Annotated in this window: 20 protein-coding genes and 1 tRNA gene; 6 read left to right on the top strand and 15 right to left on the bottom strand. The window is 49.1% G+C overall.

The genetic code is table 11. From position 1 onward, the window contains the following. Window positions 1–19 precede the first annotated feature (19 nt). The 4 genes from JJL52_RS11630 to JJL52_RS11615 all read left to right on the top strand — a co-directional run bounded on the left by JJL52_RS11630 (window position 20) and on the right by JJL52_RS11615 (window position 1,529). Window positions 20–96 (top strand) — tRNA-Arg (locus tag JJL52_RS11630). Between the two features lie 443 nt (window positions 97–539). Next, complete coding sequence (locus JJL52_RS11625) at window positions 540–854, top strand: DUF1902 domain-containing protein (RefSeq protein WP_202052580.1); 315 nt, start codon at window positions 540–542, stop codon at window positions 852–854. After that, entirely contained in the window at window positions 851–1,096 is a 246-nt protein-coding gene (locus tag JJL52_RS11620) for a type II toxin-antitoxin system HicA family toxin (RefSeq protein WP_202052579.1), read from the top strand. Before JJL52_RS11625 ends, JJL52_RS11620 begins: the two co-directional genes overlap by 4 nt. A gap of 178 nt (window positions 1,097–1,274) precedes the next feature. Further along, window positions 1,275–1,529 (top strand): hypothetical protein, encoded by a 255-nt coding sequence (locus JJL52_RS11615; protein WP_202052578.1) that lies wholly within the window; start codon window positions 1,275–1,277, stop codon window positions 1,527–1,529. Window positions 1,530–1,798: 269 nt separating this feature from the next. On the opposite strand, the gene JJL52_RS11610 is transcribed toward JJL52_RS11615, so the two are convergent. The 9 genes from JJL52_RS11610 to JJL52_RS11570 all read right to left on the bottom strand — a co-directional run bounded on the left by JJL52_RS11610 (window position 1,799) and on the right by JJL52_RS11570 (window position 14,371). Beyond that, on the bottom strand, window positions 1,799–2,083 hold the full coding sequence (locus JJL52_RS11610; protein ID WP_202052577.1) for a hypothetical protein: 285 nt from the start codon (window positions 2,081–2,083) through the stop codon (window positions 1,799–1,801). After that, a complete protein-coding gene (locus JJL52_RS11605) occupies window positions 2,076–2,396 on the bottom strand; it encodes a hypothetical protein (protein ID WP_236994218.1) in 321 nt (106 codons plus the stop codon). The genes JJL52_RS11610 and JJL52_RS11605 overlap by 8 nt, the downstream gene beginning before the upstream one ends. A gap of 135 nt (window positions 2,397–2,531) precedes the next feature. Continuing rightward, a complete protein-coding gene (locus JJL52_RS11600; protein WP_202052576.1) occupies window positions 2,532–2,927 on the bottom strand; it encodes a DNA methyltransferase in 396 nt (131 codons plus the stop codon). Window positions 2,928–2,982: 55 nt separating this feature from the next. Then, complete coding sequence (locus JJL52_RS11595) at window positions 2,983–6,141, bottom strand: efflux RND transporter permease subunit (RefSeq protein WP_202052575.1); 3,159 nt, start codon at window positions 6,139–6,141, stop codon at window positions 2,983–2,985. Then, entirely contained in the window at window positions 6,138–7,316 is a 1,179-nt protein-coding gene (locus JJL52_RS11590; RefSeq protein WP_236994217.1) for an efflux RND transporter periplasmic adaptor subunit, read from the bottom strand. Before JJL52_RS11590 ends, JJL52_RS11595 begins: the two co-directional genes overlap by 4 nt. A gap of 371 nt (window positions 7,317–7,687) precedes the next feature. After that, on the bottom strand, window positions 7,688–8,881 hold the full coding sequence (locus tag JJL52_RS11585; RefSeq protein ID WP_202052573.1) for a PepSY-associated TM helix domain-containing protein: 1,194 nt from the start codon (window positions 8,879–8,881) through the stop codon (window positions 7,688–7,690). A 360-nt stretch (window positions 8,882–9,241) separates the two neighbouring features. Continuing rightward, window positions 9,242–10,198: a FecR family protein gene (locus tag JJL52_RS11580; protein ID WP_202052572.1), complete on the bottom strand. Its 957-nt coding sequence runs from the start codon at window positions 10,196–10,198 to the stop codon at window positions 9,242–9,244. Between the two features lie 90 nt (window positions 10,199–10,288). Further along, a complete protein-coding gene (locus JJL52_RS11575; protein WP_202052571.1) occupies window positions 10,289–12,670 on the bottom strand; it encodes a penicillin acylase family protein in 2,382 nt (793 codons plus the stop codon). A 15-nt stretch (window positions 12,671–12,685) separates the two neighbouring features. Further along, window positions 12,686–14,371, bottom strand: a complete 1,686-nt coding sequence (locus JJL52_RS11570; protein WP_202052570.1) for a cyclic peptide export ABC transporter — start codon at window positions 14,369–14,371, stop codon at window positions 12,686–12,688. Window positions 14,372–15,292: 921 nt separating this feature from the next. Here JJL52_RS11570 and JJL52_RS11565 point away from each other — a divergent pair. Both JJL52_RS11565 and JJL52_RS11560 read left to right on the top strand, forming a co-directional pair. Next, window positions 15,293–15,805 carry an RNA polymerase sigma factor gene (locus JJL52_RS11565; RefSeq protein WP_202052569.1) on the top strand — a complete coding sequence of 171 codons (513 nt, stop codon included), beginning with the start codon at window positions 15,293–15,295 and terminating at the stop codon, window positions 15,803–15,805. A 94-nt stretch (window positions 15,806–15,899) separates the two neighbouring features. Next, window positions 15,900–16,154, top strand: coding sequence for an MbtH family protein (locus JJL52_RS11560; RefSeq protein ID WP_202052568.1), 255 nt, complete (start codon window positions 15,900–15,902; stop codon window positions 16,152–16,154). A 596-nt stretch (window positions 16,155–16,750) separates the two neighbouring features. Here JJL52_RS11560 and JJL52_RS11555 read toward each other — a convergent pair. From JJL52_RS11555 to JJL52_RS11530, 6 genes are all read right to left on the bottom strand, one after another. Then, window positions 16,751–16,912 carry a hypothetical protein gene (locus JJL52_RS11555; protein WP_202052567.1) on the bottom strand — a complete coding sequence of 54 codons (162 nt, stop codon included), beginning with the start codon at window positions 16,910–16,912 and terminating at the stop codon, window positions 16,751–16,753. 389 nt (window positions 16,913–17,301) lie between these two features. After that, complete coding sequence (locus JJL52_RS11550; protein ID WP_202052566.1) at window positions 17,302–18,273, bottom strand: sulfotransferase domain-containing protein; 972 nt, start codon at window positions 18,271–18,273, stop codon at window positions 17,302–17,304. A gap of 75 nt (window positions 18,274–18,348) precedes the next feature. After that, window positions 18,349–20,349, bottom strand: a complete 2,001-nt coding sequence (locus JJL52_RS11545) for a carbamoyltransferase family protein (RefSeq protein WP_202052565.1) — start codon at window positions 20,347–20,349, stop codon at window positions 18,349–18,351. Window positions 20,350–20,464: 115 nt separating this feature from the next. Continuing rightward, window positions 20,465–21,964, bottom strand: a complete 1,500-nt coding sequence (locus JJL52_RS11540) for a glycosyltransferase (RefSeq protein WP_336885066.1) — start codon at window positions 21,962–21,964, stop codon at window positions 20,465–20,467. Next, window positions 21,886–22,719, bottom strand: coding sequence for a PepSY-associated TM helix domain-containing protein (locus JJL52_RS11535; protein WP_236994216.1), 834 nt, complete (start codon window positions 22,717–22,719; stop codon window positions 21,886–21,888). The genes JJL52_RS11540 and JJL52_RS11535 overlap by 79 nt, the downstream gene beginning before the upstream one ends. 83 nt (window positions 22,720–22,802) lie before the next feature. Further along, a complete protein-coding gene (locus JJL52_RS11530) occupies window positions 22,803–25,376 on the bottom strand; it encodes a TonB-dependent siderophore receptor (RefSeq protein ID WP_236994215.1) in 2,574 nt (857 codons plus the stop codon). Window positions 25,377–25,543 lie beyond the last annotated feature (167 nt).

Genomic DNA, 25,543 nt, shown 5'->3' with positions numbered 1-25,543 from the left:
TTATAATAGTCGGCTCAAAGCGCCCGTAGCTCAGCTGGATAGAGCGCAGCCCTCCGGAGGCTGAGGTCAGAGGTTCGAATCCTCTCGGGCGCGCCAAAAATCTTCTTATCGATCAAAAAACTTACAGCCCTAAGACTATTAAAGGACTGTAAAGTGGCTGTTCCCCTTCCCTTCTTTATCTTCTTATCGCCAATCAAAACCGGCGTTTTTCTCATACCCTCCCTTTTCAGGATCAACTTTTCGCAAAAATCGCGTGGGCGAAAAGAAGTGAATTTGGCCCAGGATTTGGCTGGTGGCGGTGAAAGAGGGGCGTAGGTTTGGCAGCCCCATAGTATGGGCTTCGTACCTCACCCACACTATCGTGCTGGATCACTTCATTATTGGCAAGAACGCAGTACATTCGTTCGCCGAACACGGGAAGATGTAAGAATCGATCGCCAATCCATCAAAGCCGGGACAACCCGGCTTTTTTGCGCGGTCTTTATATATCGGTCTGGTATACTGGCCTAGTAATAAATTCCTAAAACCGCGAGCGAGCCATGGATCCCAAACAACTGATTTTGAAATGCTATGCCGAGCAAGAAGAAAATTACTGGGTTGCTGTATGCATCAACTTCAATTTGGCCGCCCAAGGCGACTCATTCGAAGAAGTCAAAACCAAGCTGGAAGCGATGATAAACGATTATGTCTATGATGCGCTGGTAGGCGAAGACAAAGCGTATGCCGCGCAATTACTGTCGAGAAGCGCCCCGCTGTCCGCCTGGCTAAGATTTCATTTTATCCGGCTGAAAATCGCCCTGTGCCATACCCATCAGCGCATTTTTGATGAAACGATGCCTTTACGCCCGGCATGAGCGGCGATTATCCTCCGCTGACGTGCAGGGACGTTAAGAAAATTCTCGCTTATCTCGGGTTTGTCGCCCGGCCTTCAAAAGGCACGTCACACGAGCAATGGGTCAAGGTGGAAAACGGCAGGCTGTACAAAGTCACCGTGGATTGCCCGAAAGCCCCTTTTTCGCAAACATTGATCAAAAGCATGGCCGAACAAGCCGGATTGAAGAAGAAAGATTTCTACCGTATTTTTCGGCAGCTTTGAAGCCGGGTCAACCCGGTTTTTTTATGCCTGGCGATCATAAAACCGGCCCGAAAAAACAAACAGCCATCAGAGGCTGAGGTCTGAAAAAATACACCAACTAATACACCACGCCAAACAAAACCGGACGCTTTTAAAGGCGTTGAGCCACTTTCAAGTTGATGATAAGCTATTGATTTAAATGGGTTTCAGCGCGTTAAAAAAGTTGAAAAACTCCCCTGGACGCGCTCCGGAGGCTAAGGTCAGAGGTTCGAATCCTCTCGGGCCAGCCAAAAATCTTCTTATCGATCAAAAAATTTACAGCGTAAAAATTATTGAATGGCTGTTCCCCTTCCCTTCTTTATCTTCTTATCGCCAATCCGAACCGGCGTTTTTCTCATACCCTCCCTTTTCAGGATCAATTTTTCGCAAAAATCGCGTGGGCGAAAAGAAGTGAATTTGGCGCAGGGTTTGGCTCGTGGCGGTGAAAGATGGGCGTAGGTTTGGCAGCCCCATAGGATGAGCTGACGAAGGAAGCCCATCGTTCGCGATGGATGGGCTTCGTACCTCAGCCCATCCTATCATGCTGCTTTTGAATAATGTGTAAAATGAACAGAAATTAGATAAATGAAAGGGAAAAAGCGAGATAAATGGAAATGAAACGAAATGAAGAGGGATAAAACGGAAAATAAAATAAAAATAATTTTCGCGGGGTAAAAATAAAAATTAGCTTGTTTTAAGATCAATTCCGAGTGTTTTTATATCCACAAACGTATCGCGATATTTGATTTCCTCGAGGTAATGGGGATCATTTAACCGGGCTTCTTGGGCCGCCATACCGGCTGTGTTGCCTCGTAACTGATAAAGTTCCCACAAATGTAGCAATCTATTGTCATGATGATGCGAACTGTGCTGTTCATAATCGTGCCGCGATGAAAACGCATCACGAAACAAAATGAGAAACTCTGTTTCGGTAGCATGATGTGGAGCATCAAAAATAGACTCAATCATATTCTCTCCCAGCTAATCGCTTAATTTTTGACTGAATGTGGTCTTGAAATTGAGGATATCTTGTAGCCAGTATATCGATCAGATGATCTTGCATCGTCGACCAATTTGCGTCCCGATCGATATGTAAGAAATCATCCATCACCTCAGGCGCAATAACGAGAGTCACCGGATCCATCGCGCCAATCTCAATCAATAAATTCTTAAAAGAGCCGTAGGTACGATTAGCGCAGCGTAATCGTACGAATTTGAAATCTACATTCCTCCTACGCGGGCTGACGCTGCCGTTCTCCAGCAAGGCGGTGGGCCGGTTCAAGGCGTCGTAGGTGGTGGTGACGGAGAACGCGGCGGCTTCCGGCCAGGTCAGGCGGGTGCGGTTGCCGGCCGGGTCGTACTGGTAGGCCAGGGTTTTGCCGCCGGCCGGAGCCCCATGCGTCCGAATACGCTCCCGCTATTCGGACCTACGCGGGCTTTCCTCATTTTCACACCCCACAAATCCCCTTCCCAACGCCCGGCAAGCGATCGCCATCGAGCCGCTGCCGTCGAAGGCGTCGAGCATCATATCTCCGGGACGGGAGCTGGCCTCGACGATATGCCGCATCAACTCCAGCGGCTTTTCGCAGAGATGCTTGCCCGGATACCAGGGCGCCGGCTTGAAATCCCAGACATTGGTATAAAGCACGTACCTGGCCAGCCCAAAACGGCGGTTTTGCCGTTGGACGGCTTGATATTCCGCTTGCAGTTCCTCGTAGGGTTTCAGCGTGCCGCCGAACAGTTTGTTCAGCGTTCGATAATGCGCCGCACTTGGCAGGCTCTCCGTTGCGGATTCCCTGGACGAACTATACATGCGGCTTTCTCCTATATTTTTTTGTCGTATATTCGATCTCCTCATTATTCAAACTTCATGCGGATCGATATTTTTCCCTCGGCGAGTCTCCCAAAATCGCATAGCAAGCGGGAGTCAGAATCAGGCTGGCCGCCATGCCGATCAATAGGCCTGCCGATAACGACAAGGTCATCGGGATCAGAAATTGTGCCTGCGGACTGGTTTCCAGCAGGGTGGGTAGGAAACCGGCAAAATTAGTCAGAAAGGCCAACAAAATGGGTCGAAAACGCGAGGTACACGCTTCGGTAATCAAAACTTCGACGGGGCGCTCATCGCCGTCGTGTTGACGGATGTAATCCAACAGCACCAGGCTATCGTTCACCACGACGCCGCTGGCCGCGATCATGCCCACCAGCGACTCCATCGATAGCGGCAAACCGGTTGCCCAGTGCGCCAGCACCGCACCGCTCCAGGCCACGGGAGCCGCGAGTAGAAAGATGACAGGTTTGCTGTAGGAACGAAACGGCACCGCGATCAGCGCATAAATGACTAACAGCGCAATGAGGGTGTTTTTGCTGAACGCCGCCAATAACGCTTTTTGTTCCTGGCGTTGTTGGCCGATTTCGATGTTCAGCCCGGGAAACCGATTTTCCAATGCTTGAAAAACATCCTTTTCCAGTATGGCATAGAGTTCGTTGGCATCGGCCTGCGTCGGATCGACGCGCGCCTGGACTTTCAACACGCGCTGCCGGTCTTCCCGGTGAATACGGGAATACCCCTGTACCAGCTCGACATCGGCTAAATTGGACAAGGGCGCGCTCGTGCCATTCGGCAACCGGATCGGCTGGTCTTTTAATTGATCCAGCGAACGCCGTTCGTTTAACGGATAACGCACCATGACCTTGACTTCTTTTCGCCCGCGCATGAATCGATGCACTTCCTCGCCGTAATAACCCTGGCGAACTTGTTCGGCCAACAGTTCCAAGCGCAATCCCAGCCGTTCCGCATCGGGTTTCAACGTCAAATGGATTTCCGGTTTACCCGGTTCTGCGGAATCGATGACATCGTATACGCCCGGAAAAGCCTTGATTTGCTGCTTGAGCTGTTCGACGGCCGGACCCAGAATGTTCGATTGATCGGCTCCCAACATCAATTCAATGTCGTAGGGCTCGTCGCCTTCCTTGAAAATGAAGTCCACTTTACCGCGGCCGATATCGCCGATACGTTGCCGCCAGTCACGGATAAAATCTTCCACCTTGATGCGTTGCCGGCCTTCCGCCGACAATTCCAGCCAGATGCCGGCACCATGTTCCCAAATAATGGTTTCGACTCCGACAATGACGCTGCGGTCATGCGCGCGAGCGGCGTTAACGCCGGCGTTTCGGCTTTGGCTATCCTGAGGGACGCCGTCCAATTCATCCCGCAGCGCAAACAAAGCGCTTTCAACGCGGGCAGCCAGTGCTTGAGCTTCGCTATACGGCGCGCTCTGCGGCAGTTGAATCGAGACCCAGAAACTGTCTTTGGTGACGTCGGGATTGATGGATTGGCGCACACGGTCGCTTGCCACCAAGCCCGCACATAAAATCAACAAGGCGGCAAATAAAGCGACCGTCAAATAACGCCAATTCAGAGCCGCATGCAGTAACGGCCGATAAACCGACTCGACAAAACGATCCAGGCCCTGATTGAGCCGTACGCGCAAACGTTGCAAACGCGTCGTTTCGGTAGCCGATTCGGCAACCGCTACCAGATGCGAGGGCAATATCAATAAAGCTTCGACCAGGGAAAAAACCAAGGTCAGAATCATGATCAGACAAATCGGCAGCATCATCTGGCCTGCCCATCCCGGCAGATACAAACCGGGCAAAAACGCCACCAGCACAATCAATACCGACAACGTGACCGGTAACGCAACGGCTTTTACGCCGTTGATGGCCGCCTGCAAAGGCGTTTCACCGCCCTCGATTTGCCGGCTATGCACGCTTTCGCCGATGATGATGGCATCATCGACTAAAACGCCCATCGCCAAAAGAAAGCCGAACAACGACAGCATATTCAGCGAAATATCCAGCGCCGGCATCAGCCAAAAAGCGCCCAGGACCGAAGTAAAAATACCGACGCCGGCCCATAAGGCCACGCGCAAGCGCAAGAATAGCGTCAACACCAGACAGACCAGTAAAAAACCGCTCAAGCCGTCTTCCAACAACGTGCCGATCCGTTCGTCATACGCTTGCGAATCGTCCCACCAGGTAATCAAGCGCAAACCCTCAGGCAGACTGGCACGTAGAGTTTCAACCGTGGCTTTGACCTGCCTGGCCACCGCGACACTGTCCTGTTCGGTATGTATTTCCCAGCCTTGCGCGGTTTGCCCATTGTGCCGCCAGGTGTACAGCCGCTCTTCGAGCCCGTCTTTGATCGCAGCAATCTGATCCAGCCTCAGGCGATTTCCATCGGGCAGCGTCTTGATCACCAAACTGCCGACGGCCTCGGCGTCTTTGGCCCGGCTATGCACGCGTAATAACAATTCGCCATCCGGACTTTTGACCAAGCCTCCCGGCAATTCGACGGAAGCCTTGCGGATGGCCTGGGCGACCTCATCCAAGGTCAGCCGGTATTTGCGCAGTTGTTCATGCGCCACTTCAATACCGATTTCATAAGCGATTTCACCGTAATTACGGACACGGCTAACCCCCGGAATGGTGGCCAGCTGCTGTTGAATCCGGTCGCCGAATTGCTGCAGCGTGAATGCATCGGTTTCACCGTGCAGAGCCACCCAAATCACGCCGTCATCGTCTTTGCGGTCGGCGGGCAATACGTCGATTTTTTCCAATTGTTTCGGCAAACGTTGAATCGACTGGACTCGCCCGCGCAACAGCGCCATCATCTGCTCCCGGTCGCGACCCGGCAGAATCTCGACGCCTAAGGTACAGGTGTCACCGCGGATTTCCCCGTGCAGATGTTTGATGCCCGACAAGTCGTGCACCGCTTCTTCGATCGGAATGCAGACGGATTCTTCGACTTCCGACGGGCCCGCGCCGGGAAAAATCGCCGTTACCTCGATCTGATGCGGGCTGAAGCGCGGAAAGACTTCCTTGTCAACCTCGATCATGCCGAGAACGCCGCCCGTGAGAATCAACAGCATCAGCAGATTGGCAGCCACGGGATTGCCGGCAAACCAGGCCAGCAAACCGGAAATCCGCTCATGCGCCTGCATTGGGGTGAGCGGTTTGTTCATGGCGTATTAGCCGCTTGAGGCTCGGTAATGACGACACGCATGCCGGCCACCAGCATCGGCATTTCCGAAATCACCACCCGTTCGCCGGAAACGAGGCCGGATTTGATAATCGCTCTATCCGCTTCGGTACGCAGCACCTCTACCTGACGGAGCTCCAGGCGCTGTTCGTTGTCGACCAATCTGACTTGCTGCAGCGTATTTAAGGCGGTGCGCGGTAACGCAAATACCTTGTCGCGCGTCGCGCCTTCAATCTCGGCCTGGACGAATAAGCCGCTGAGCAGCGGAACACGACCCGCCGCGCTTTGATCGGGCTGCTCGACCTGGGCGATTAAAAATAATTGGCCGCTGCTCTTGTCCAGGGCCGCTTCACTGCGCACGATGCGGCCCGGCCAATGCTGTAGCCGGCCCCCGATTTCCGCATGGAGCACCACGTTCGGCCAGCGGCTCTTGGGGGTTTTGTTTCCCTGGGGCAAATCCAGAAACGCCAGTTGATCGATGCCGATGGGCAAACGGATCTCGGCGACATCGTTGGCAAAAATACGGGCAATCACGCTGCCCGCCGGCAAGAATTGGCCATGCCCGACTTGTTTGCTCAACACGCGCCCGGCAAAAGGAGCCCGCACCTCGCAACGGCTGCGATCCAGTTTTGCTTTGGCCAAATCCGCTTCGGCCGCCTGCAGTTTTGCTTCGGCTTCGGCTAATTGGGGTTTATGCAATGCCAAATCGCTGGCTTCGCCTTGGCCCAACGCCTGCCATTCGCTCTCGGCTTGTTCGACTTGCGCACGTTCGTTGGTCAATACCCGCCTGGCTTCGGCTATTTTGGCTTGGGCCGTGACGATGGCGTAGTCGTAATCGCGCGGATCGATCATCAATAAAACGTCGTCGATGTCGAAAAAACCGCCGGAGACCAGCGCCGGATGCACCTGCAAGACTTTACCGCCCACTTCGGCGATCAAATCGATCTCCTCGCGCGGCGCCACCACGCCTTGCGATATCACATTCAGCTTCAGCGTTTGCGGTTCCGCGCGAACGATTTGCACAGTCGGCACGGCAGGCTCTGCTGCTTTGGGCAGCGTGCTGGGGCGCAATTCGATCATTGCCCATGACGCCCCCACGGCCGTCAGCAACACCGCAGCCGGTAAAAGTGTTTTTATAAAGCGTTGTTTATCGTTCAAACGGCACCGCCTCACGCCAGACATAAACTGATTCGGTTATTAAGGACGCGGCAAAAAAATAACTTCCCGAAAGGCCGCCGGATCGTTTCTCACGCGCTACGCGCGCATGAGACACATCGTGTGGCGGCAACGGTGTAGGTACGCTCTTTAAAACATTCCCCTTATTTTGCATTTTCAACTGTAGGGTACGCTGTGCGTACCATTGGAGAGGTGAAACGGTACGCACAGCGTACCCTACAGGCGTTCGTGATCTGAGCGAGACGGGATAAATATCCCGTCCAGCGGTACCGTTTTCCCCTCGATGGTACGCGCAGCGTACCCTACTGAAGGCTCTTTACCGGATTTATGCATGGGTAACCGTGGAATCGCCATCAACGGCGCTTCTTTAACCAGATTACGACGCCTGTCACGGATAACATCACAATGGCCAAGCCCAATACACACACAAACAGCCTATACGGCAAGCCGAAAACGTTAGCCATGTGCAAGGCCATTAACCAGGAGGTTACGGTATTACCGTTATATTGGCCGGCAGGCAACAGCAACATTTTTTGTTGTCCGCTATTGGCATCGATCACAACGCGCGTTTGACCTTCATGATCCTGAATATCCAGGCTGCTGCGCACACAATAGACGTAGAACCCTTTGGCGCGATTGATCCAAATTGACACGGGCGTTTCGATTTGGAAACCGTGTTCGGCAGCGGCACGCGTCATGGCTTGATGACCCAAGCGATACGCCTCGCGCAAATCAATGGCCGGATGAACCACGGGTTCAGGTAAATCTTCGATATCCGTCCAGGGTTGATGAAAGTCGCTGACTGATTGCATTACTTTCTGATAGACCGTATCGCCCAGATTCATGTAGACACTTGACCAAGCGAACACCAATAAAGCCAACCATACCCATAGTCCGCCGGCCCGGTGTAAATCGTAGTTGATTCGAAAAGGCGAACCGCGCCATTTGATTAGCCAGGCGCGACGCCAGCGCTGCCAAAACGGCGAGGCGGTCGGTTGATTGTGTTGAGCGGCAAACACCTTGGCCGGCAAGGTTAAATAAAAACCGACGAAACAGTCGAAAGTCCAGATCAAGGCGGTGATGCCTAAAATCCACATGCCGGCATCATCCAATGCCAGGTTGAAATGCAGCTTGTAGATAAAAGGCATGAGATTGGTCATGCCTTCCGAAATAACTCCCCAACGGCGCCGGCCCAATTCAGCGCCGGTATAAGGATCAAGGAGCAGCTGATCGTAATTCAACTCGAACGATTGGCCCGTTTGCTCATTTTGACGTGGAGATACCGAAAATTGTACCGCCGCAGAACTCATCCATAACGATTGCACATTAGCCTGCGGTACGATGCGACTCTCGGCACTTTCTATGAGCGTATCGAAATCGAGCGGCGTACGGCCGTGCGCTTCAACATACAAATGGGGATTGATGGCGCCGTCCAGTTCTTTGTAAAACGCCAGTAAACTGCCGGTCAGTCCTACAACGACTAAGAAAAGGGTCATCCCTAAACCGGTATAGCGATGAACCAGCACCCAAAACGGGCGGATTTTCATAACAACTCCAAAATCTTCATCTTTTAATAACGTGTATTAGAAGGAAGACGATTTAGTCGCGAAAATACCGCACTAAGGATTTGGCTCCAAATAATTTCCCGAAATCAGTAGGCTAGAGAGAGGCTGAAATAAACGCTCACTTCCCCCTTTGAAAAAGGGGGATCAAGGGGGATTTATTTAATAAATCTCCCCCGCCCCCCTCTTTTTCAAAGAGGGGAGTGAATGCATTCGCGCTGAAAAGCTACACAATGCGAACAGATTAAAACCGGGAAGTTATACCCGTCTAAATCCTAAGCGCTTAGAATTTGGATTTTGCCGATCATCACTTCATTCTTCCCAGGTCGGCCTCGCGTTAATGGCCTATCCGATAATAACGACCCAGTCGGTTACATAGGTCATCTTAATATCCAGGGTTCTTTGCAACACTTTCAGCATATCATGGGACTCTTTGATGCTGAGTCGACCGTTGATTTTCAGTTGCCGTAATGAAGCATCTTTAAAGAAAACCATTCCCGGACGATACCGATTGATGGCCTCAATGACTGCCTCTAGCGTGTCATTTTCGTACACCAAAAATCCGTTAATCCATGACGTAGAAAGTTTCGAATCCAATTTTTTAGGGCGCCCCAATGAGGCCTCGTAAACGGTGACCGCCTCATCCTCGCCTAAAACGACAGGATCTTTCCAAATTGGATTATCGGATACTTCGACACGGCCGGAGAGCACCTTAATCTCGTCACCTTCTTTGCGATGATTAACAAAGAACCGCGTGCCCAATACGCGCGTCGTCGAATGATCCGCGTGGACCAAAAAAGGGTGGCCGGGATCGTGCTTAACATCGAAAAAAACTTCTCCCTTGAGCAGTTCGACGGAACGCTTGCCGTCTTTCATACTGACGGCAATGGCACTGTCCGTGTTAAGCATCGCGGTGGACCCATCCTCTAATAAAACGGTTTTACGCTCTCCAATTGCCGACGAATAGTCCGCTCTCAATAGAATCCGCATTTGGCCGGCAACAAGCGGCACGGCAAGCACCAAACACGCGGCAAGGGCCAATGCTATTTTGGGATTGATATAACGCTTTTTAAGCCGTTTAGGGGCAATGCCATGTAATTTTGCATTGATTCTCAGGCTGTTCAATAATGCAGTATCGCCCCACATGGCGCAAACTTCATCAAACGCACGACGGTGATCGGCGGCTTGTTCGAGCCACCGATCGAAAGACTTCCTATCTTCGTTACTTACGTTATCAGCCCGTAAACGGATAAACCACGCCACAGCCTGTTCGTCTATATTGTCATTCAGATCGGATTCCAAAATACTCTACTACTTGACCTAATTTAAAAACAACGGGTTATTCTATCGAAGTCTGCGTTCGTTAGCTCATTTTATCTTTTCCAAATCCGATCATTCCGGCCTTAACACCAGTTTATGTCGGGATTTGCCGGTCAACAAGGACATGGGCAATCCCTCTACCCAAAAAGCCTGTTGATCCTTGTAATAGCTTGAGAGCGGATGCCCGGATTGTCCGCCCGGCATATGTAAAATCCCTTCCGATAAGTGATTCGGGGAGACGACCAAGCGCTCACTCGCCCCAAAATCGGCGCCTGTTACCCGCACACAAAACCCGCCGCAGCCCGCTAACGGTTGATGAGGCATATCCAAGGCGGGAGAAAGCAAAGGCAGGGCTTTGGAGAAAGGGTGAGCGTGACCGACGATGTTCTGCTTGCCCCACGTCAGATCGGCCAGACCGACATCGGGATGGCGAGACATCACCGCGGCCGCACCGGTTTCCAATTGCGCCAGAATAAATTGCTTCCACGTCTTATGATGCGCGGCGTCCGGCAACAATTGCGCCGGTTTTTCGTTTAACAAAGCTTGTAAGGGGGTATCGACGTAATTCCAGTGATACACAAAATCTTTGTCGACTTGCCTGCAGGCATTTAAGAATGGCGTGAAAACCGAATCAATCAGTTGCTTGCGGAATTCCACCAAGATCGGCAATCCCAAACTTGCAATATCGGCCCTGCCGTTCCAGCTTATTAAATAGTTCCGTAAAGCAATTAATTCGGGCTTTTGCGCTAAAACGTCCGGCGACAAGGCTTTTAATGCAAGCTGCTGGTAATAGTCATAAAATTCGGTTCGCGTATCTTGCTGAAGATTGAACAACGACCATTCGCTATGGACCGCCGCTTGCTTGAGCCTTTGATTGATTCGGTACGCCCGGTAGCCGTTAGCGTATTGATGGCCAATGACATACGGAAAATCGGCCGCAAATCGCCGATCATTGGCTGATACCAAAAAACCTTCGGCAGGATCAATGGACTGCGGCATTTCATCGGGTTGGATATAGCCTTGCCATCCTGTTTTACCATCGGCCCACGAACGGCTGATTGCCCCGTCCCCGCCAAAACGCCGGGGAATCTTGCCGGTCAATGTCCAGGCAATATGCCCATGTTCATCCGCCAATAAAACGTTCAATTGCGGTCCGCCTCCCCGCTTTACAATAGCCAAAGACGCTTCCAGGGTTTTACTCTCTTCCAAATCCATAATGCCGACATTAACCGCGTCCGCATCCAAAGCCACCCAATGAATGGCAACCGGCTGCTCCAATAACGGTTGCTCCGCGACCGGCCCCCATTGCGTTTCTCTCACCGTCAATGCCTTGGGCTCCGAGCCTTTGATAGGGATCGTTTCATGCCGTTCGTCGAAATTTTGCCAACGGTCGCCGAGCCGGTATTGCTGAGCGTTGTCGGGATTGATTTCAAGTTTTACCAAATCCAGAAAGTCGCCGCTGAGGTTGGTTATCCCCCAGGCAATATGCCGGTTACTGCCTGAAATAAGAAAAGGAGTGCCCGGCAAATTCAGGCCGGCTGCCCGCACCGCGGAATATTGAAGTTCAACGCGGTACCAAATGTTGGGGACGCTAATCCCCAAATGCATATCATTCGCCAGTATGGCGCGGCCGTCGCTTGTCTTGCCGCCGCTCACCGCCCAGGCATTGGAGCCGGCCAGGGTTTCCTCCGGAGCCTTGGCCAGGCTTTTCGAATCAGGCGCACCGCCTGCCAGCAAGGTTTGCATCGCGGCTGCGGGGATGCCTTGCGGAGGCCGAAGGGATTTGGCGAATTTCATCAAATCGTCGGTAAACCGGTCGCTGTCCGGCGTCAAAAACGCCAGTACTTCGGGCGGCAGGGTCCGCTCCATGATGCTGAGCATCCGCTCGCTGCGCTCAACCCAGGCCGTCAAGTTTTCAAACATCCCCAACACGACCAGCAGGCAATCTTCAGCCTGCCAAGGCTCAGGCCGGTAGCCGAGTACTTTGAACTCAAAGGGCAAAGCAGGATTTTGCCGGAGATAACTGTTGACGCCCTCCGCGTAAGCCTCTAAATACTGGCGATGTATTGCCGACTGCTTGGACAATATTTGCCGCGCTTTGACATTAAAGCCGTAGATTCTTGACTGTATATCGCTTTTTAGCGCCATTTCACCGAATATCTCCGCCAATCGCCCGGCGCTCTTGCGCCGCATCAAATCCATTTGAAACAACCGATCGCGGGCCGTCACATAACCCAGTACGCGCGCCGCATCGATGCGGTTATTGGCGTTGATGAGCGGAATACCGTAAGCATCCGTGTCCACGCTGGCCGGCGAAGACAGGCCGGCCAATCTGAACTCACCGTCCAGAAGAGGCAGCGATTGCAGCCACCCGCGATAGCCCAATCCGCTTGCAATAACGAGTAATCCAATTAAGCCAAGTCCAATACTCAGCCATTTTTTCGGTTTAGCCATTGCCGCCCGCCTGCATCACGAAATCGAAGTTTCTGTTTGAGCCGGACGCGGCCATTCAGCGTTTACCGCACCGTGCCCGGCGTATCCCTGAGGATATTCAATTGCGGCAATATTGCCTTCATCGAGCTTGATGCATCGATCGGCCAGATAGAAATACTTTTCATCGTGCGTGATCGCCAAAACCGTTTTGCCGCGCGCCTTCAGTGCCGGCAACAGCTCGGTATAGAACACATGTTTAAATTCCGGGTCTTGATCGGCAGCCCATTCGTCAAACACATAGAAGGGCCGGTCCTCTAAATAAGCCACCAACAATGCCAGACGCTTACGTTGCCCTTGGGACAGGCTCACCGAAGAAAACCGGCCATTGATGATTTCTACCTTATGGTTAAGATGTAAACGCTGTAAATAATCGTCCACGGCGTCTCGATGTTGTACCGCATCAACGCCGTACAACTCGTCAAATAGGTAAAAGTCGGAGAAAATCACCGAAAAGTTCTGCATATAAGCATCCCGGTTGTGCCCATCGACAGGGCAGCCGTTCCATGAAACCATGCCGCTTGCGGGATGGTACAGGCCGATCAACAGCATTGCCAATGTCGTCTTGCCGCTGCCGTTTCCGCCTACCAGAAACACAAGCTCGCCGGGATGAAACTCAAGATTTATCGGTCCCAACGTGAAATTCCGGTTTTCCTTTTCCCGGTGAAAGCTATGGGTAACGCCGGTAAGGGTCAATGACGTAAAGCTTTTCTGTAACGCTAACCCGGCCGGACGTTCGGCAAGGCTTCGTTCAGCAAGCTTCTCATCGAGTTGCAAAATCTTATCCAGCGAAACTTTCGCGCGGCTGAAAGCCGGTAAACTGTTCGTCACGATGGTGAGAGGGGACATCATGAATAAAAACACTAAAACATAACCGCTGATGATTTCTTGATTCAGTGTTTGCCAAAGGGGGAAGGCATACAAAATCGCACCGATGGTCAGATAATAGAGTAATTGAATCCATTGGTTCAGCCACAAGTAAGCGGCAGCCGCGCGAAAAGAATGCCGCCGATACGCTTCGGCACTGTTGGAAAGCGATTGGGAAACAAACGCTTCACTTCTTCGGCGATGAAGTTTCAGTTCGCGAACGCCTTCGGTCAACGCAGTAAAACCTCTGCCAAGCACATCATATTCGCCGCGTGCGATTCGGACGGATCTAAGAGGTATATCTTTGAAAAAATTGAAAGTCGTCATACCAAACAAAATGATGCCCGCAAGAACGAGAGCCAATTGCCAAGACAGCCAACTCAAATAAGTCATGCAGCCAACCAGAATTGCAAAGTTGATACAGAGCACCGGAAAAAGCTCGCTGGCGCTTGCTATGGCGGTGACGTCTTCAGTCAGATGACTCAGCAGCGCCGATTTCCCCATCTTTTGCAAGTTTGGATACGGCGCATTCAAAATCAGCCGGCTGATACGCAGCCGCAGATCCCGGACCAATTGCGTGCTGAATCGATTCAACAAATAAAGAGATGCCGTTCGACTGGCCAATACGGTCAATGCCAATCCGGCAAACCACCCGATGGCGTATGGGATATTCTTTTGGCCAACTAGACTGGTATTGATAAATGCAATCAACGCGGCATTACTCAGGCCGCTGATGGCACCCGTCAGCAATACCCCCGTAATAGTGATCCATGATGAGCGCCATAAAAATAGCAGCATAGTGACTCCGTCCTATGACTAAACCAGTTGATAAACAGTAACGTTATAGAAAAAATACTGCCCCCTTATAGCATGTCGCTCCCACTGATAAGCCGTAAATTCGCCCAGGGCAAGCGCGCCATGTTGAAACTTCCGTCGGCACGTTTGCAGTCTCGGTTTGAGCTGTTCAAAATGACTTGTAAGCCGGCTTTTGGGGACCTCTCCGAACGGTACGGATGGGATCAATACCCGTCCGGCACGCAAGATAAGCCGGAGTCAAGCCCTCTCAATGGAGTACAAAGCTGGCTTTGTCGCTCGGTTTCGTCATTTGCAAAGCCAGCTCTACAACGCCTCGGAACTAAACTTAACGGCATCGATTTAAACGGAGGGGCTGGGGTTTCCGACCATTCCGTCATGATTGCGGCGCCTAAGAAGACAAACCCGAACGTGCTTTCATGATTAAGTTTGGTATTCACGTCATATAGAAGACGCTTTGAATACGAAATAACCTCAGCATATTCGTTGACCGCACCCGCGCGTTGAAAATCTATCTTTTTTAATTCGGCAGAGTACCCGGCGCCATCGCAATAACAACGACTTTTATGCAATTTAAACCCAGAAAGCCAAGTCAATCACGACAATTAAACTGTGTCATATGGCGCATTCCAATATGGCATTACACCTGTTCGGTATCCAAATCTCCCGCTTATGCAAACACAACTTATTGATATTGAGAAACATTAATGATTGGCTTGATTTTTGCGTTATCGGGCATTGATTTAATTTTGATGCAAAGCTTCGGTTTAAACGATAACCGTTTTTTAACCGTGGAAAATTAGGAAATTTGCATACTATCGGCCAAACAATCTAGCCATGTGACACTTTGCAACCCCTATCAATGCAGCCGACTAAGCCAACATAACAATCATTAGGAAATTGAGCATGAATTTTGAATCTGTGTACATCAACCATCGATCTGAACTACAACTTCATTTATCACGCATTGTTGATTGCCCGGATATCGCCGCAGAACTCGTGCAGGAATGTTTCATTATATTTTCCAGGGAGGCTCGCAAGCAGATTATCGAACACCCCCGAGGCTTTCTCTTTCAAACCGCTAAAAACTTGGCTTATGACCATATCAAACACCGTAAAGTCGTTGAGAAACATCTAAACAATACCGACCCCACTGTGACCGTTTCGGATGAACTTCCTTCGGCCGAGCACCAGGCAATCGTTAATGAAAAGCTGTCGATTTTTTCCAATATTGTTGATGGCCTGCCCGAGCGAGCCAAAGAAGCATTCATTTTGAATCGTGTTTACGGCATGACCTATGCCGAAATCGCCATTGAAATGAATATTACTGACAGCGCTGTTGAAAAGCTTCTCGCTCGGGCGTTATTGCATTGCCGAAAACAATTTAAAATACATCAGGCCGATTTCAGCAACGACTGAGGACAAAGGCAGCTTAGCTCGTCCTCCTGATTGAAGACTTTAACTGGCGAAGCAATCCGCTTCGCTTCTTTTACACCTGAACCCGGAGAAAAAGATGAGTTGGGATGATGAAGACACTACGATTTATCAGGTCGTTGTAAATGACGAAGAGCAATATTCCATCTGGCCGGATTATAAGGAGATCCCCGGCGGTTGGCGGGCCGTAGGCCCAAAAGGTCTCAAACAGGAATGCTTGGACTATATCAAAGAAGTCTGGACAGATATGCGCCCGCTGAGCTTACGGCAACACATGCAGCAGGCCGCGGATCGAATTAATATTTTCAAGGGAACTTCTAAAAATTCGAGGTAGAGGTAAAAAACTGAATGAGGGATTGTTCAACGAATTCAACCGCCAATTGAACCGGGAGGGCCTAATCGCCCGTAAAGGACAACTGATCGATGCCAGCTTCGTCAAAGTCCCGGTACAGCGCAATACCCCACACGAAAACGCGCAAATTAAAGCAGGCGAAATGCTCGAAGGTTGGTCGAAGAACAAACCGCCAAAAAGACACCGCCGCCGAAGCAAACTTTAAAATGTGAATTAAGCACTGCATCAGCATTACCCCATCAACTATTTGCAGAGCAAATCCCCCTGCCTCCCTTTGAAAAAGGGAGGCAGGGGGATTTTATATAGACCGCTTCACAACGTAACACCTTTAACTCTTAATCCGTATTAAAAGCCCAGGGCTACTGTAGCCGGATTCATCTCAAAGGCGTTCGCGGCAAGTCGCTGACCGACTGGGAAAAGCAAGGCAATCGGACTCGCTCCAAAACCCGTTGCCGAATCGAGCAGGTATTTGCCAAATCAAAAGGCTCATATCAAAGGGGTTAGACTCGATTGATTTTAAATTGGGCCGATTCCCTGTCACCGTCTCTGGGGGATGGCTCTACCCGCCACGCCTGCTGCTATTGCATTCGTTCCTTGAAGCGGCTGTCTCCCAATGCCCATGCTTTGTTAGTCGCCTTTCTGATTTCGTTAATTTGAGTTTCGGAAATTGACTGATTGAACAGCGCCCTATAAGCCGCGACACGCGCTGCCGTCAGTTCCCAAGCGGTGAAATTCGACATGAGGGGTAATTAGTCATCAGTTTGCCCAGCACATTAAAACGATAACTCGACCATGGGCATTCAATTGGATCGGCCACCATGCCAGCGCGAACCGGGTTGAGCTCAATATAGCGCATGCAGGTCAGCAAGTACCATTCGCTATCGATTAGTGTCACCTGGTTCATATTCTTAGTATTGACGCGCATTGTCCGTGATAGTGACGAATTGTAATATCCTCTCTTCAGACAGACCTTCGGCAAAACGATTGAATTCGAACGGGAATTTTATAGAAGTGCCGCATGAATAGGTGTCCGGTTTTTGTTGACCATGACAGTGGATAGATGAAGCGAGGTGTGACAGATTGAATTCGATCAATCGGTGATAGTGAAATTTGCAAAATGCGTCTTCATTTAACTCCAGTCGAATTCTTTCCCTAATAGCAGCCAAAGCTTTTCATTATAGGGCTTAAAAAATTCATTAAGTTTCGACATACTCTCCTCATCCGGCGGCGGCAAAACAATAGGGTTCTCGTTTATTTTATTAGTGAATACAGGACTCTCAAAACTAGGCAAACCGACGAATTCATAAATTTGGTTTAAAAAACGATTGCTATCAAAAAAGTAGTCCGCCACGTCCAGCACCAGTACGTTGTCTCGACCGAAACACTCCATCCAGTAACTTACAGCTTTCCAGTAAATACTCGTTTGCAACGGGTCAAAACCAGTAGCCGTATACATCGGATAGCCCGGAAATACCGAGAGCGCTCTATCAACATAGGTGGAAAATGAGCTCAAAAACGGCAGCTCCGCAGCATGTTTGTTACCGGACAAAAACACCTCCCACTTCCACTGCGAATAAACCCGTTTAACCGGATCCCTCAAGGTAAGCACAATTTTGGTATTGGGTTGCACTTGCGACAGTCTATAAGTTACATCCATCTTATGAAGATAAGGCGCAAGAAACGGAGACAGCGCAAAACCGTATCGGGCCGCATGATCTTTCTTCTGCCGTTTCGTTGGATAAAATATTCGCCACTCCTCAGGATCGGGCCTATAAAACTCCTTGGCTAACGGCACCATGATATTGGGGTGCAACAGGATGTTGACCGCCAAGTCACTGGTGCCACTTTTTATCGCACCGATAACGCAAAAATCCGGTAACGTACGCTGGCCGTCGAGTTGCCTCAGCAGCTTTCTCCAACCTGGCGACTCTCCAAAATAATGAGGAAGAAATTGATATTCCAGTAGCTTGGCAGCATATCGCAACTTCGAAGGCAACTCTTGGCCAGACATATAGCCAGTACGCATGCGCCAGTACTCAGACTCCAGTTGATAAGCCCGAGACAACCTATTTCTTTTGCGCTCAATTGCGGCAGTATCCATTTACTTACTCCTTCATCATCAAATTCAAGACAATAGACCAGATTGACGACACTATTTCCGCAGGTGCAACAATCTTCATGATTTGGAATCAGGCCGCAACACCAGTAACCGATCCGACCACAATCCAGGCAATTCCTCCCAAGCCTGCACTTGCTGTTCTTTTGAAAAACCCAGCATAATCATAAGCTGACCTATGGATTGTTCTCCATCCGCCGCTTGCAATATCTTATACCCTACTTCCGACAATGCATGGCGCCGCGCGGAATCGTAATTCCAGACCAGTGCATAATTAAAACCGCGTTTGCTTTGGCTGATGTAGCGATCTTCTCTAAGCAATACTGCGGCTTTCGGCAAGCTGATGATTAAACCGGCCATGTCTTCAGGCTGCCAGTCTTTTTTACGAGCCAAATAATCGCCTACGACCAGATAATCCAGCCCGGACGTCAAAAAACACACCACAGCATCGTCTATGCTATCGACAATAGGCTCTGCATTGTTATTAAACGAGGTATTCAGCAAAATCGGGATGCCGGTTTTGCGACCGAAGGCGTCGATCAACTCCCAGTAGCGAGGATTGTTCGCCTTGCTTACGGTTTGCAGCCGGGCGCTGCCGTCTACGTGGGTGATGGCAGGCAATTGCTCGCGCCGTTCCGGTTTGACGTTCAGCACGAAGGACATAAAGGGAAAATCGGCCTGTTCTCCCGGCACTTCGAAGAAATCCCGCACCCGCTCTTCCAGGATCGACGGCGCAAACGGCCGGTAGCCTTCGCGCATTTTGACCATCGCATTGATCGTCTCCTTATGCGAGGCGACGCGTGGATCGGCCAGAATGCTGCGATTACCCAAAGCCCTGGGGCCAAACTCGGAACGCCCTTGCACCCAACCGATCACCGCTCCATCTATCATCAGGTCGGAAACCCGCTCAGAACGATTATCCATCTTCTCGATATGCAAAAATGTCCGCCAAGCCTCTAAAGCGCCGCCTATTTCACCGTCATGAATTGGCGTTCCCCAATACGCGTGAGCAACGCGTGCAAAAGGCAACGCCGGTTGTATCTGGTGGGCAACATAAGCCGCAGCACCGTAAGCACAACCGGAATCGCCGGCAAAAGAGGGTATAAAAACATCCTCAAATAAACCGGAACAGAGAATCTTGCCATTCATGCTACTGTTTTGGCCGACGCCGCCGCTGATTACCAAGCGAGTGTGACCAGTCGCTTGCTGAAAATGGCGCAGAATATGAAAAACAATAGTCTCTAACGCTTCTTGCAAGGCCGCTGCGATATCCATGTGGACTTGACTAAACGGCGCATCCTTTTTCCTAGGATTCAATACATTGAACAATTCAATTACGCGATCTCGATGCAACGAATAATCGCCGTTTGGCAATAAGGTATACAATCGCTGAAATTGCTCCTTATAGGTTTCACTACGGCCATAAGGCGAAAGCCCCATGACTTTATATTCATCAAAATGACTATAGCCAAGAAAACGTATCACTTCCCAATATAAAAGCCCTAACGAATCAGCAGCAGGCTTACTCAACAAATTATCAAAGCGCTTATTGCGAACATCAACGACATTGGTCGCCAGTTCGTCACCGAGTCCATCTATGGTCAACACCAAGCTGTCACGAAAACCCGACATATAATAAGCTGTTGCCGCATGCGTAGTGTGGTGGTCGACAAATACAAGCTGGTTATCCTTTAAACAGTAATTGAATTCACGATAAAACAAATAGTTAAAGAACTTATGCGTATCTGCAATTTCAGCTAGCGCTGGATTGTTTAGCTGTTGCTGTTTTAATACCTTATTTAAAATATCTTCATTGGAATAGACTGCAATATAATCTATATCTTCAAGTTTTTTATTTGCCTGTTCCAAGCAAAATCGTACAGCGGATACCCATATTTTATTGGTATGTTTAATGCGAATCAGCCGCTCTTCCTCAATCCCGGCAATAATATTACCATCTTGCATCAATACTGCTGCAGTATCGTGATAGGCGTTTTCAGACAGCCCAAAACACGTATCAAATACCATGTCACCGCCACCATTTAAGCCAAGAACAAGCATTATATTTTCCTTTAAATTAAACATCATATTTATGAAATAATCATAAGCATGCAGCCTATAATAAAAATCCATATAACAGACTAAAAAAAATAAAGCATAACTGATTTTTACTAAATTAATCCAAAAAAGATGGAATATTGGCTTGACTTATAAATCTTTCGACTAACTGTATACTAGGTTTTGCGTCTTCAATCTCCATGAAAGATTTTTGCATTGCCTTTATTCGTTCTATAAACTTGGGATTAGCCGTTACTTCCTCTATGAGTTCTTGCAATTCTTTGGAGCTAATTGTTCTAAAATTACCCTTAAGTCCCAAACCATGATAAATAACTCTTGCAACATTACCCGGTTGATCAAACCATAATGGAAAAACTATCATTGGAACGCCAAAAAATATACATTCCTTAACAGAATTAGGTCCGCCATGAGTAATCATTAATGATGCTTTTTTTAACAACTCCAGCTGTGGGGCACGATTGACAACAATCACATTAGAACAGGCATACTTAAAGTCATCGATGCTCAAATTATTACCAATCGAGAGCACCCAATTCCATTCAGGCCATTTAGTCGATGCATCTATAACTGTATGAAAAAATCTTTCATAATCAGATTTAGCCATCAAAGAAAGAGTCCCTAATGCCACGTATATTATAGGCTGCGAGTCATCAATTTTTTCCCAAGGAAAAGACGGTTGCTCTCTATGTAAATCAATTGATGCTTCAGCATAATATCGCCCTTTTTTTTTCGCACTCGGAAAATCAAATACGCGCGGAAATAAAACCAACTCAGGCAATTTCAATTGAAAACCCGGCATATCCGTCCAAAAATCAATATCTTTGAATGAATAACCGCAATACTTAGAAATTTTTCTTAATTTATCAGGTGATATTAAATCAAGCTCATTACAAACCAGATATCTTTCATGCCACATTTTCTTTATTTTAAAAACAAACCATGCTGAAACTGTTTTTATTGAAGACCATAGCGAACCGTCCGAAATCAAATCGGTATGTATTGGTGGTACTGTATAATTACACCCCCCTAATACATCGAAAACATATATGACTTTCAGCCTAAGCTTATGAAAGAACAATGCCCATACAACAGAATCAGATAAGGACGTCGATACAAGAATTAAATCTGGTTTTAATTTTTTAATCGCAACATTTAACTCATCATCACCGCCTGCAATTAAATAATCAAGAAAATCATTAAACCTAAGAGCATAACTTCTGGTCTCCGATAAGTTGGTTGTATCTGAAGACTGCAATTTCAAATAAACGCCTTCAAAACATCCTTTTGGAAACCATTCCTCATAAATAGACACGAATTCAAAACCATTGGCGCATATTAAAGGCTTACAATCGGCAATACCTATATAAGTTATTCTGTGACCGCGTAATTTTAATTCTCTAGCCAATCGTAAACTTGAATTAATAGTACTTACTATAGGAGGAAAACAAAATACAATATTAGCCATATATACATGCAAATTAGATATCGCATCAATCAAAATATAAAGCACTAACGGCACTAATCCTGATGTAAAAACAATAAACCGCCCGGTAAAGCCGAAAGCTTCGCCGCTGTGTAGCGAATAAAGCCATTCCACAAATATGTCGCCCGCAGTACTATTACCGGTGAAAATACACTTATCAATCCCCGGCCATAGTCCGGGAAGATCAGGTATACGCCGGCCAGTATCAACAACAAAAGTACGGCCGAACTATAAAAACCGAATGTTTTGTGCAAATCGAAGTTGAGTCGTTCAGGACTGGCGTTACTCTTAATCATCAACGCTTTTCTGAACTTCCCCTGACTGGGCCACCCTAAAATCAAACCGGTTAACATTGAAAACAATAAAGCCAGACCGATAAAACCCATAAGAGTTATTCCCACCGATCCTACAGCCAAGCTATAGTGCAAACGAAGAACCACATCCATTAACGGTCCTCGCCAGCCTCGCTCAAAATCAACTTTGAGACGCTGTCCGGTAATCTCACCTGTGTAGGGACTGATGAATATCTGATGGCTTTCAAGACGATCCGTATTCGGAGAAGGCTGTTGAAACCACAGCTCAAAAGCCAACCCTGAATGCCTGGGAAAACCCAAGCTGATCGCTTTGCCATTGGCTGGCAATACTTTCAAACCCGACGCAACAAGAACATCCAGCGGTAAATAGCTTTTATTCTCCTTATCGACCGGAACAGTCATCAGCTTGGTATTGAGTAGTTCATCCAACGGAAATTCAAAAGCCAGCAAGCTGCCGGTGAGACCGGTCAATACGAATACCGCTCCTGCTAGCAAGCCAAGATACAGATGTACCTTGAACCAGATTTTACGACGGGATTTAAGCCCAACATCCATACAATCATTTAACCAAGAGGCATAAATATTGGGCTGCCAAAAGACGGCAACCCAACAACCTTCGCTACTACGCAGCTACAAACTCAAAACTCGACCCGAATCGAACCCATGAAGCTACGCGGAGTACCGGGCATAATGCCTTGAGTTCTGCTGTTTGCGGCACTGTCGTAATACGATTTATCCAACAAATTGTTCACGTTAAGCTGTGTCGAAAGTTTTGTGCGCCCCACTTTCCAGCTGTAACCGGCCATCAAGTTGGCTGTAGCATAGCCCGGCAGTTGGAAGCTGTTGGCATTGTCGCCTTGCCGCTGGTCGCGCACGATCAATCCTGCGCCGAATATGAGTCCGCGCAAATCGCCCGCTTGAAACTCATAGGTATTCCATAAACTGGCGCTGTTTCTGGGTACATTCCACAAGCTTTTGCCCTGATTGCCTTGAGTTACGGCGCCGTTAACGAGTGCTATGTCCTTGGTAATCTCTGAGTCTATATAGGAGTAACTTCCGATAAGCTTCCAGCCAGGCAGCAGCTCTCCGGCAAGATCCAATTCGATCCCTTGATTACGAACTTCGCCGACAGACTGTGAAAAACCCAGAGCCGCTCTAGCCGGGTTAGGATCGGTGACGGCAATGTTCTGCTTGGTGATGTCATACCAGGCGAGCGTACCGGTGAAGCGTTTGTCGAACAGCTCGGTCTTGATTCCCGCTTCCCATTGCTGGGCGGTAGTCGGTGGCAAGGAACTTCCATCAGCATTTTGGCCATTGGCAATCCCAAAGTTTTCCACATAATTACCATAGAGGCTTAGCTCTGGAATGGGCTGGTACAAGATACCAAAACGCGGATTCACGGCTTCCTGCTGAAGAAGCGTATTCGTAGATTGAACAAAGGGGTTTCCAAAATTAAAATTCAAGTCACTCCAATTGGATTTTCTAACCGTGTCATATCTAAATCCTGCGAGCAGATGGACATGATAGGGCAGCTCGATCGAATCCTGGGCATAGAAACCGCCCCATTCTTCTATGAAATTTGAGGAACCGGAAAGATTAGGGTTGCTCAGCAGATCGGCATTTACACCGGTATGAACCGGGTTGTAGGCGTCAATAGGCTGACTGAATGCCCATGCAAAGTCGGAATGGTGTTGCAAGCGCTGATAGTCGCCGCCGATCAGAACGGAATGATTCAGCCCCCAAGTACTGAACTTCCCGTTGAGGTCCAGCGTGGTGTAATAATTCTGATCATCCCGTTGATCGGCAAATGTTATGCGATTCACAGAGCAGGAGGCGACCGTACAATTTTGCGGGTCCGGGCCTTGGCCGTATACAGAAGGACCGCCGTCGGCTTTGGGCAGGAAGATGGCATCGAAGCGATGGCTCAGAGTCCAATTGTCATTGAAAGCGTGCGACCAGTCGAAGCCGACAATAAAAGTTTCACTCTCGGACTGTGTGCCCGCCTCGCCCAAGTTACGCTCACGCGGCACGTCTACAGGACGAGTGCCCACGGCAAAGAGCCCGGTATCGAAAGGGTCTTTACTGTGCTGGTATTCCATATGGAAATTCGCCTTGGTTTTATCGCTGATATTCCATTGAACGGTTGGCGCAAAAAACACCCGGTCATTGTCGATGAATTCTCGAAAAGAACCGCCGTTTTCATAAGCGAGGTTGACGCGATAGAGCAAGGATCCATCTTCAGTGACCGGGCCTGCAGCATCTGCCGTAGTGCGATAGAAGTCGAAAGAACCGAACTGCTGCTGCAACGAATAATAAGGCGTCGCCAGAGGCTTCTTGGTGACAATATTAACCATTCCGCCGGGCTCCATTCGTCCATAGAGGATGGAGGCAGGCCCTTTGAGCACTTCTATCCGTTCAACGTTGGCCATCTCTCGAGGTCCATTCACCACAAAGCTCCCGTTAAATCGTCCGCCATCCCGGTAAAAATCGGTGGTCTGGAACCCACGAATGGTGGTGAAACTCTGCCCGCCGCCGATGCCGCCCGCGCTACGGCTCGGCTGAACGCCACTGACGTTTTCCAAAGCCTGATCCAAACGTACCGACTGCTGATCCTGCATCACTTGCTTGGATATTACCTTCACTGAAAAAGGTGTTTCCATAATCGGCGTATCGGTTTTGGTCGCAGTAACGGCATTGGTGATTTTATAGTCCTGGTTATCAGGATCATTCACATCCAGAACCGACTCGCCTACCACGGTCATCGTTTTTAACGTAGTCATACCTGTTTGCGGCGCTGAATCACTTTCTTTCGCCGCCAACGCAATCGCATCGTTACCTGTATGACGATAAGAAATGCCGGAACCGGCTAAAAGTTTTTGTAGGGCTTGATCGGCTGTGTAACTGCCGGATAGCTGCTCGGACTTAATATCTTTAACTAAAGCCGCCGGATAGCTCAATTGGTTACCGGTTATTTCCGAAAAGGCAACCAATGAAGCAGCCATATTCTGGCCTGGAATATTAAATTTAAAGACTTTTGAATTTCCACCGGTTTCTGTGTATCCGGGAATCGAATGTAATATCGTTAAGATAAAAAAAACGCTAAAAGAACAGACCTTGATTTTTTGAGATAACCGAATTGCAGCCCCATCATCAGAAAGCGGCTCTCGTCTCCGCATAACCAGCGATTTACAGCTAGGAGCAATAGTGTGCATCATATTTCTCTCGTCATGAATATTATGTAAGAACGATTTATTTTTATGTTCAGGACGGAGACGAGCAAACGTAAGTATTACCTCACATTATTCTGCATTCTGCCATAAATATCTCGCCTAAGTGGAGACAACTATGTTGCATGGTTAACCTCGTCAATCGACGACAT

It is taken from the genome of Candidatus Methylomicrobium oryzae (genome assembly GCF_016745425.1).
Classification (GTDB): Bacteria; Pseudomonadota; Gammaproteobacteria; order Methylococcales; family Methylomonadaceae; genus Methylomicrobium; species Methylomicrobium oryzae.
The sequence above is the reverse complement of the archived record's forward strand: the minus strand, read 5'-3'. Positions and strand labels throughout refer to the sequence as shown.

Bases quoted from the DNA above. Each gene is read 5' to 3' on its own strand.
- JJL52_RS11625 (WP_202052580.1), top strand. From the start codon at position 540: ATGGATCCCAAACAACTGATTTTGAAATGCTATGCCGAGCAAGAAGAA.
- JJL52_RS11620 (WP_202052579.1), top strand. From the start codon at position 851: ATGAGCGGCGATTATCCTCCGCTGACGTGCAGGGACGTTAAGAAAATT.
- JJL52_RS11615 (WP_202052578.1), top strand. From the start codon at position 1,275: ATGGGTTTCAGCGCGTTAAAAAAGTTGAAAAACTCCCCTGGACGCGCT.
- JJL52_RS11610 (WP_202052577.1), bottom strand. From the start codon at position 2,083: ATGATTGAGTCTATTTTTGATGCTCCACATCATGCTACCGAAACAGAG.
- JJL52_RS11600 (WP_202052576.1), bottom strand. From the start codon at position 2,927: ATGTATAGTTCGTCCAGGGAATCCGCAACGGAGAGCCTGCCAAGTGCG.
- JJL52_RS11595 (WP_202052575.1), bottom strand. From the start codon at position 6,141: ATGAACAAACCGCTCACCCCAATGCAGGCGCATGAGCGGATTTCCGGT.
- JJL52_RS11585 (WP_202052573.1), bottom strand. From the start codon at position 8,881: ATGAAAATCCGCCCGTTTTGGGTGCTGGTTCATCGCTATACCGGTTTA.
- JJL52_RS11575 (WP_202052571.1), bottom strand. From the start codon at position 12,670: ATGGCTAAACCGAAAAAATGGCTGAGTATTGGACTTGGCTTAATTGGA.
- JJL52_RS11570 (WP_202052570.1), bottom strand. From the start codon at position 14,371: ATGCTGCTATTTTTATGGCGCTCATCATGGATCACTATTACGGGGGTA.
- JJL52_RS11565 (WP_202052569.1), top strand. From the start codon at position 15,293: ATGAATTTTGAATCTGTGTACATCAACCATCGATCTGAACTACAACTT.
- JJL52_RS11560 (WP_202052568.1), top strand. From the start codon at position 15,900: ATGAGTTGGGATGATGAAGACACTACGATTTATCAGGTCGTTGTAAAT.
- JJL52_RS11555 (WP_202052567.1), bottom strand. From the start codon at position 16,912: ATGTCGAATTTCACCGCTTGGGAACTGACGGCAGCGCGTGTCGCGGCT.
- JJL52_RS11550 (WP_202052566.1), bottom strand. From the start codon at position 18,273: ATGGATACTGCCGCAATTGAGCGCAAAAGAAATAGGTTGTCTCGGGCT.
- JJL52_RS11545 (WP_202052565.1), bottom strand. From the start codon at position 20,349: ATGCTTGTTCTTGGCTTAAATGGTGGCGGTGACATGGTATTTGATACG.
- JJL52_RS11535 (WP_236994216.1), bottom strand. From the start codon at position 22,719: ATGGATGTTGGGCTTAAATCCCGTCGTAAAATCTGGTTCAAGGTACAT.
- JJL52_RS11530 (WP_236994215.1), bottom strand. From the start codon at position 25,376: ATGCACACTATTGCTCCTAGCTGTAAATCGCTGGTTATGCGGAGACGA.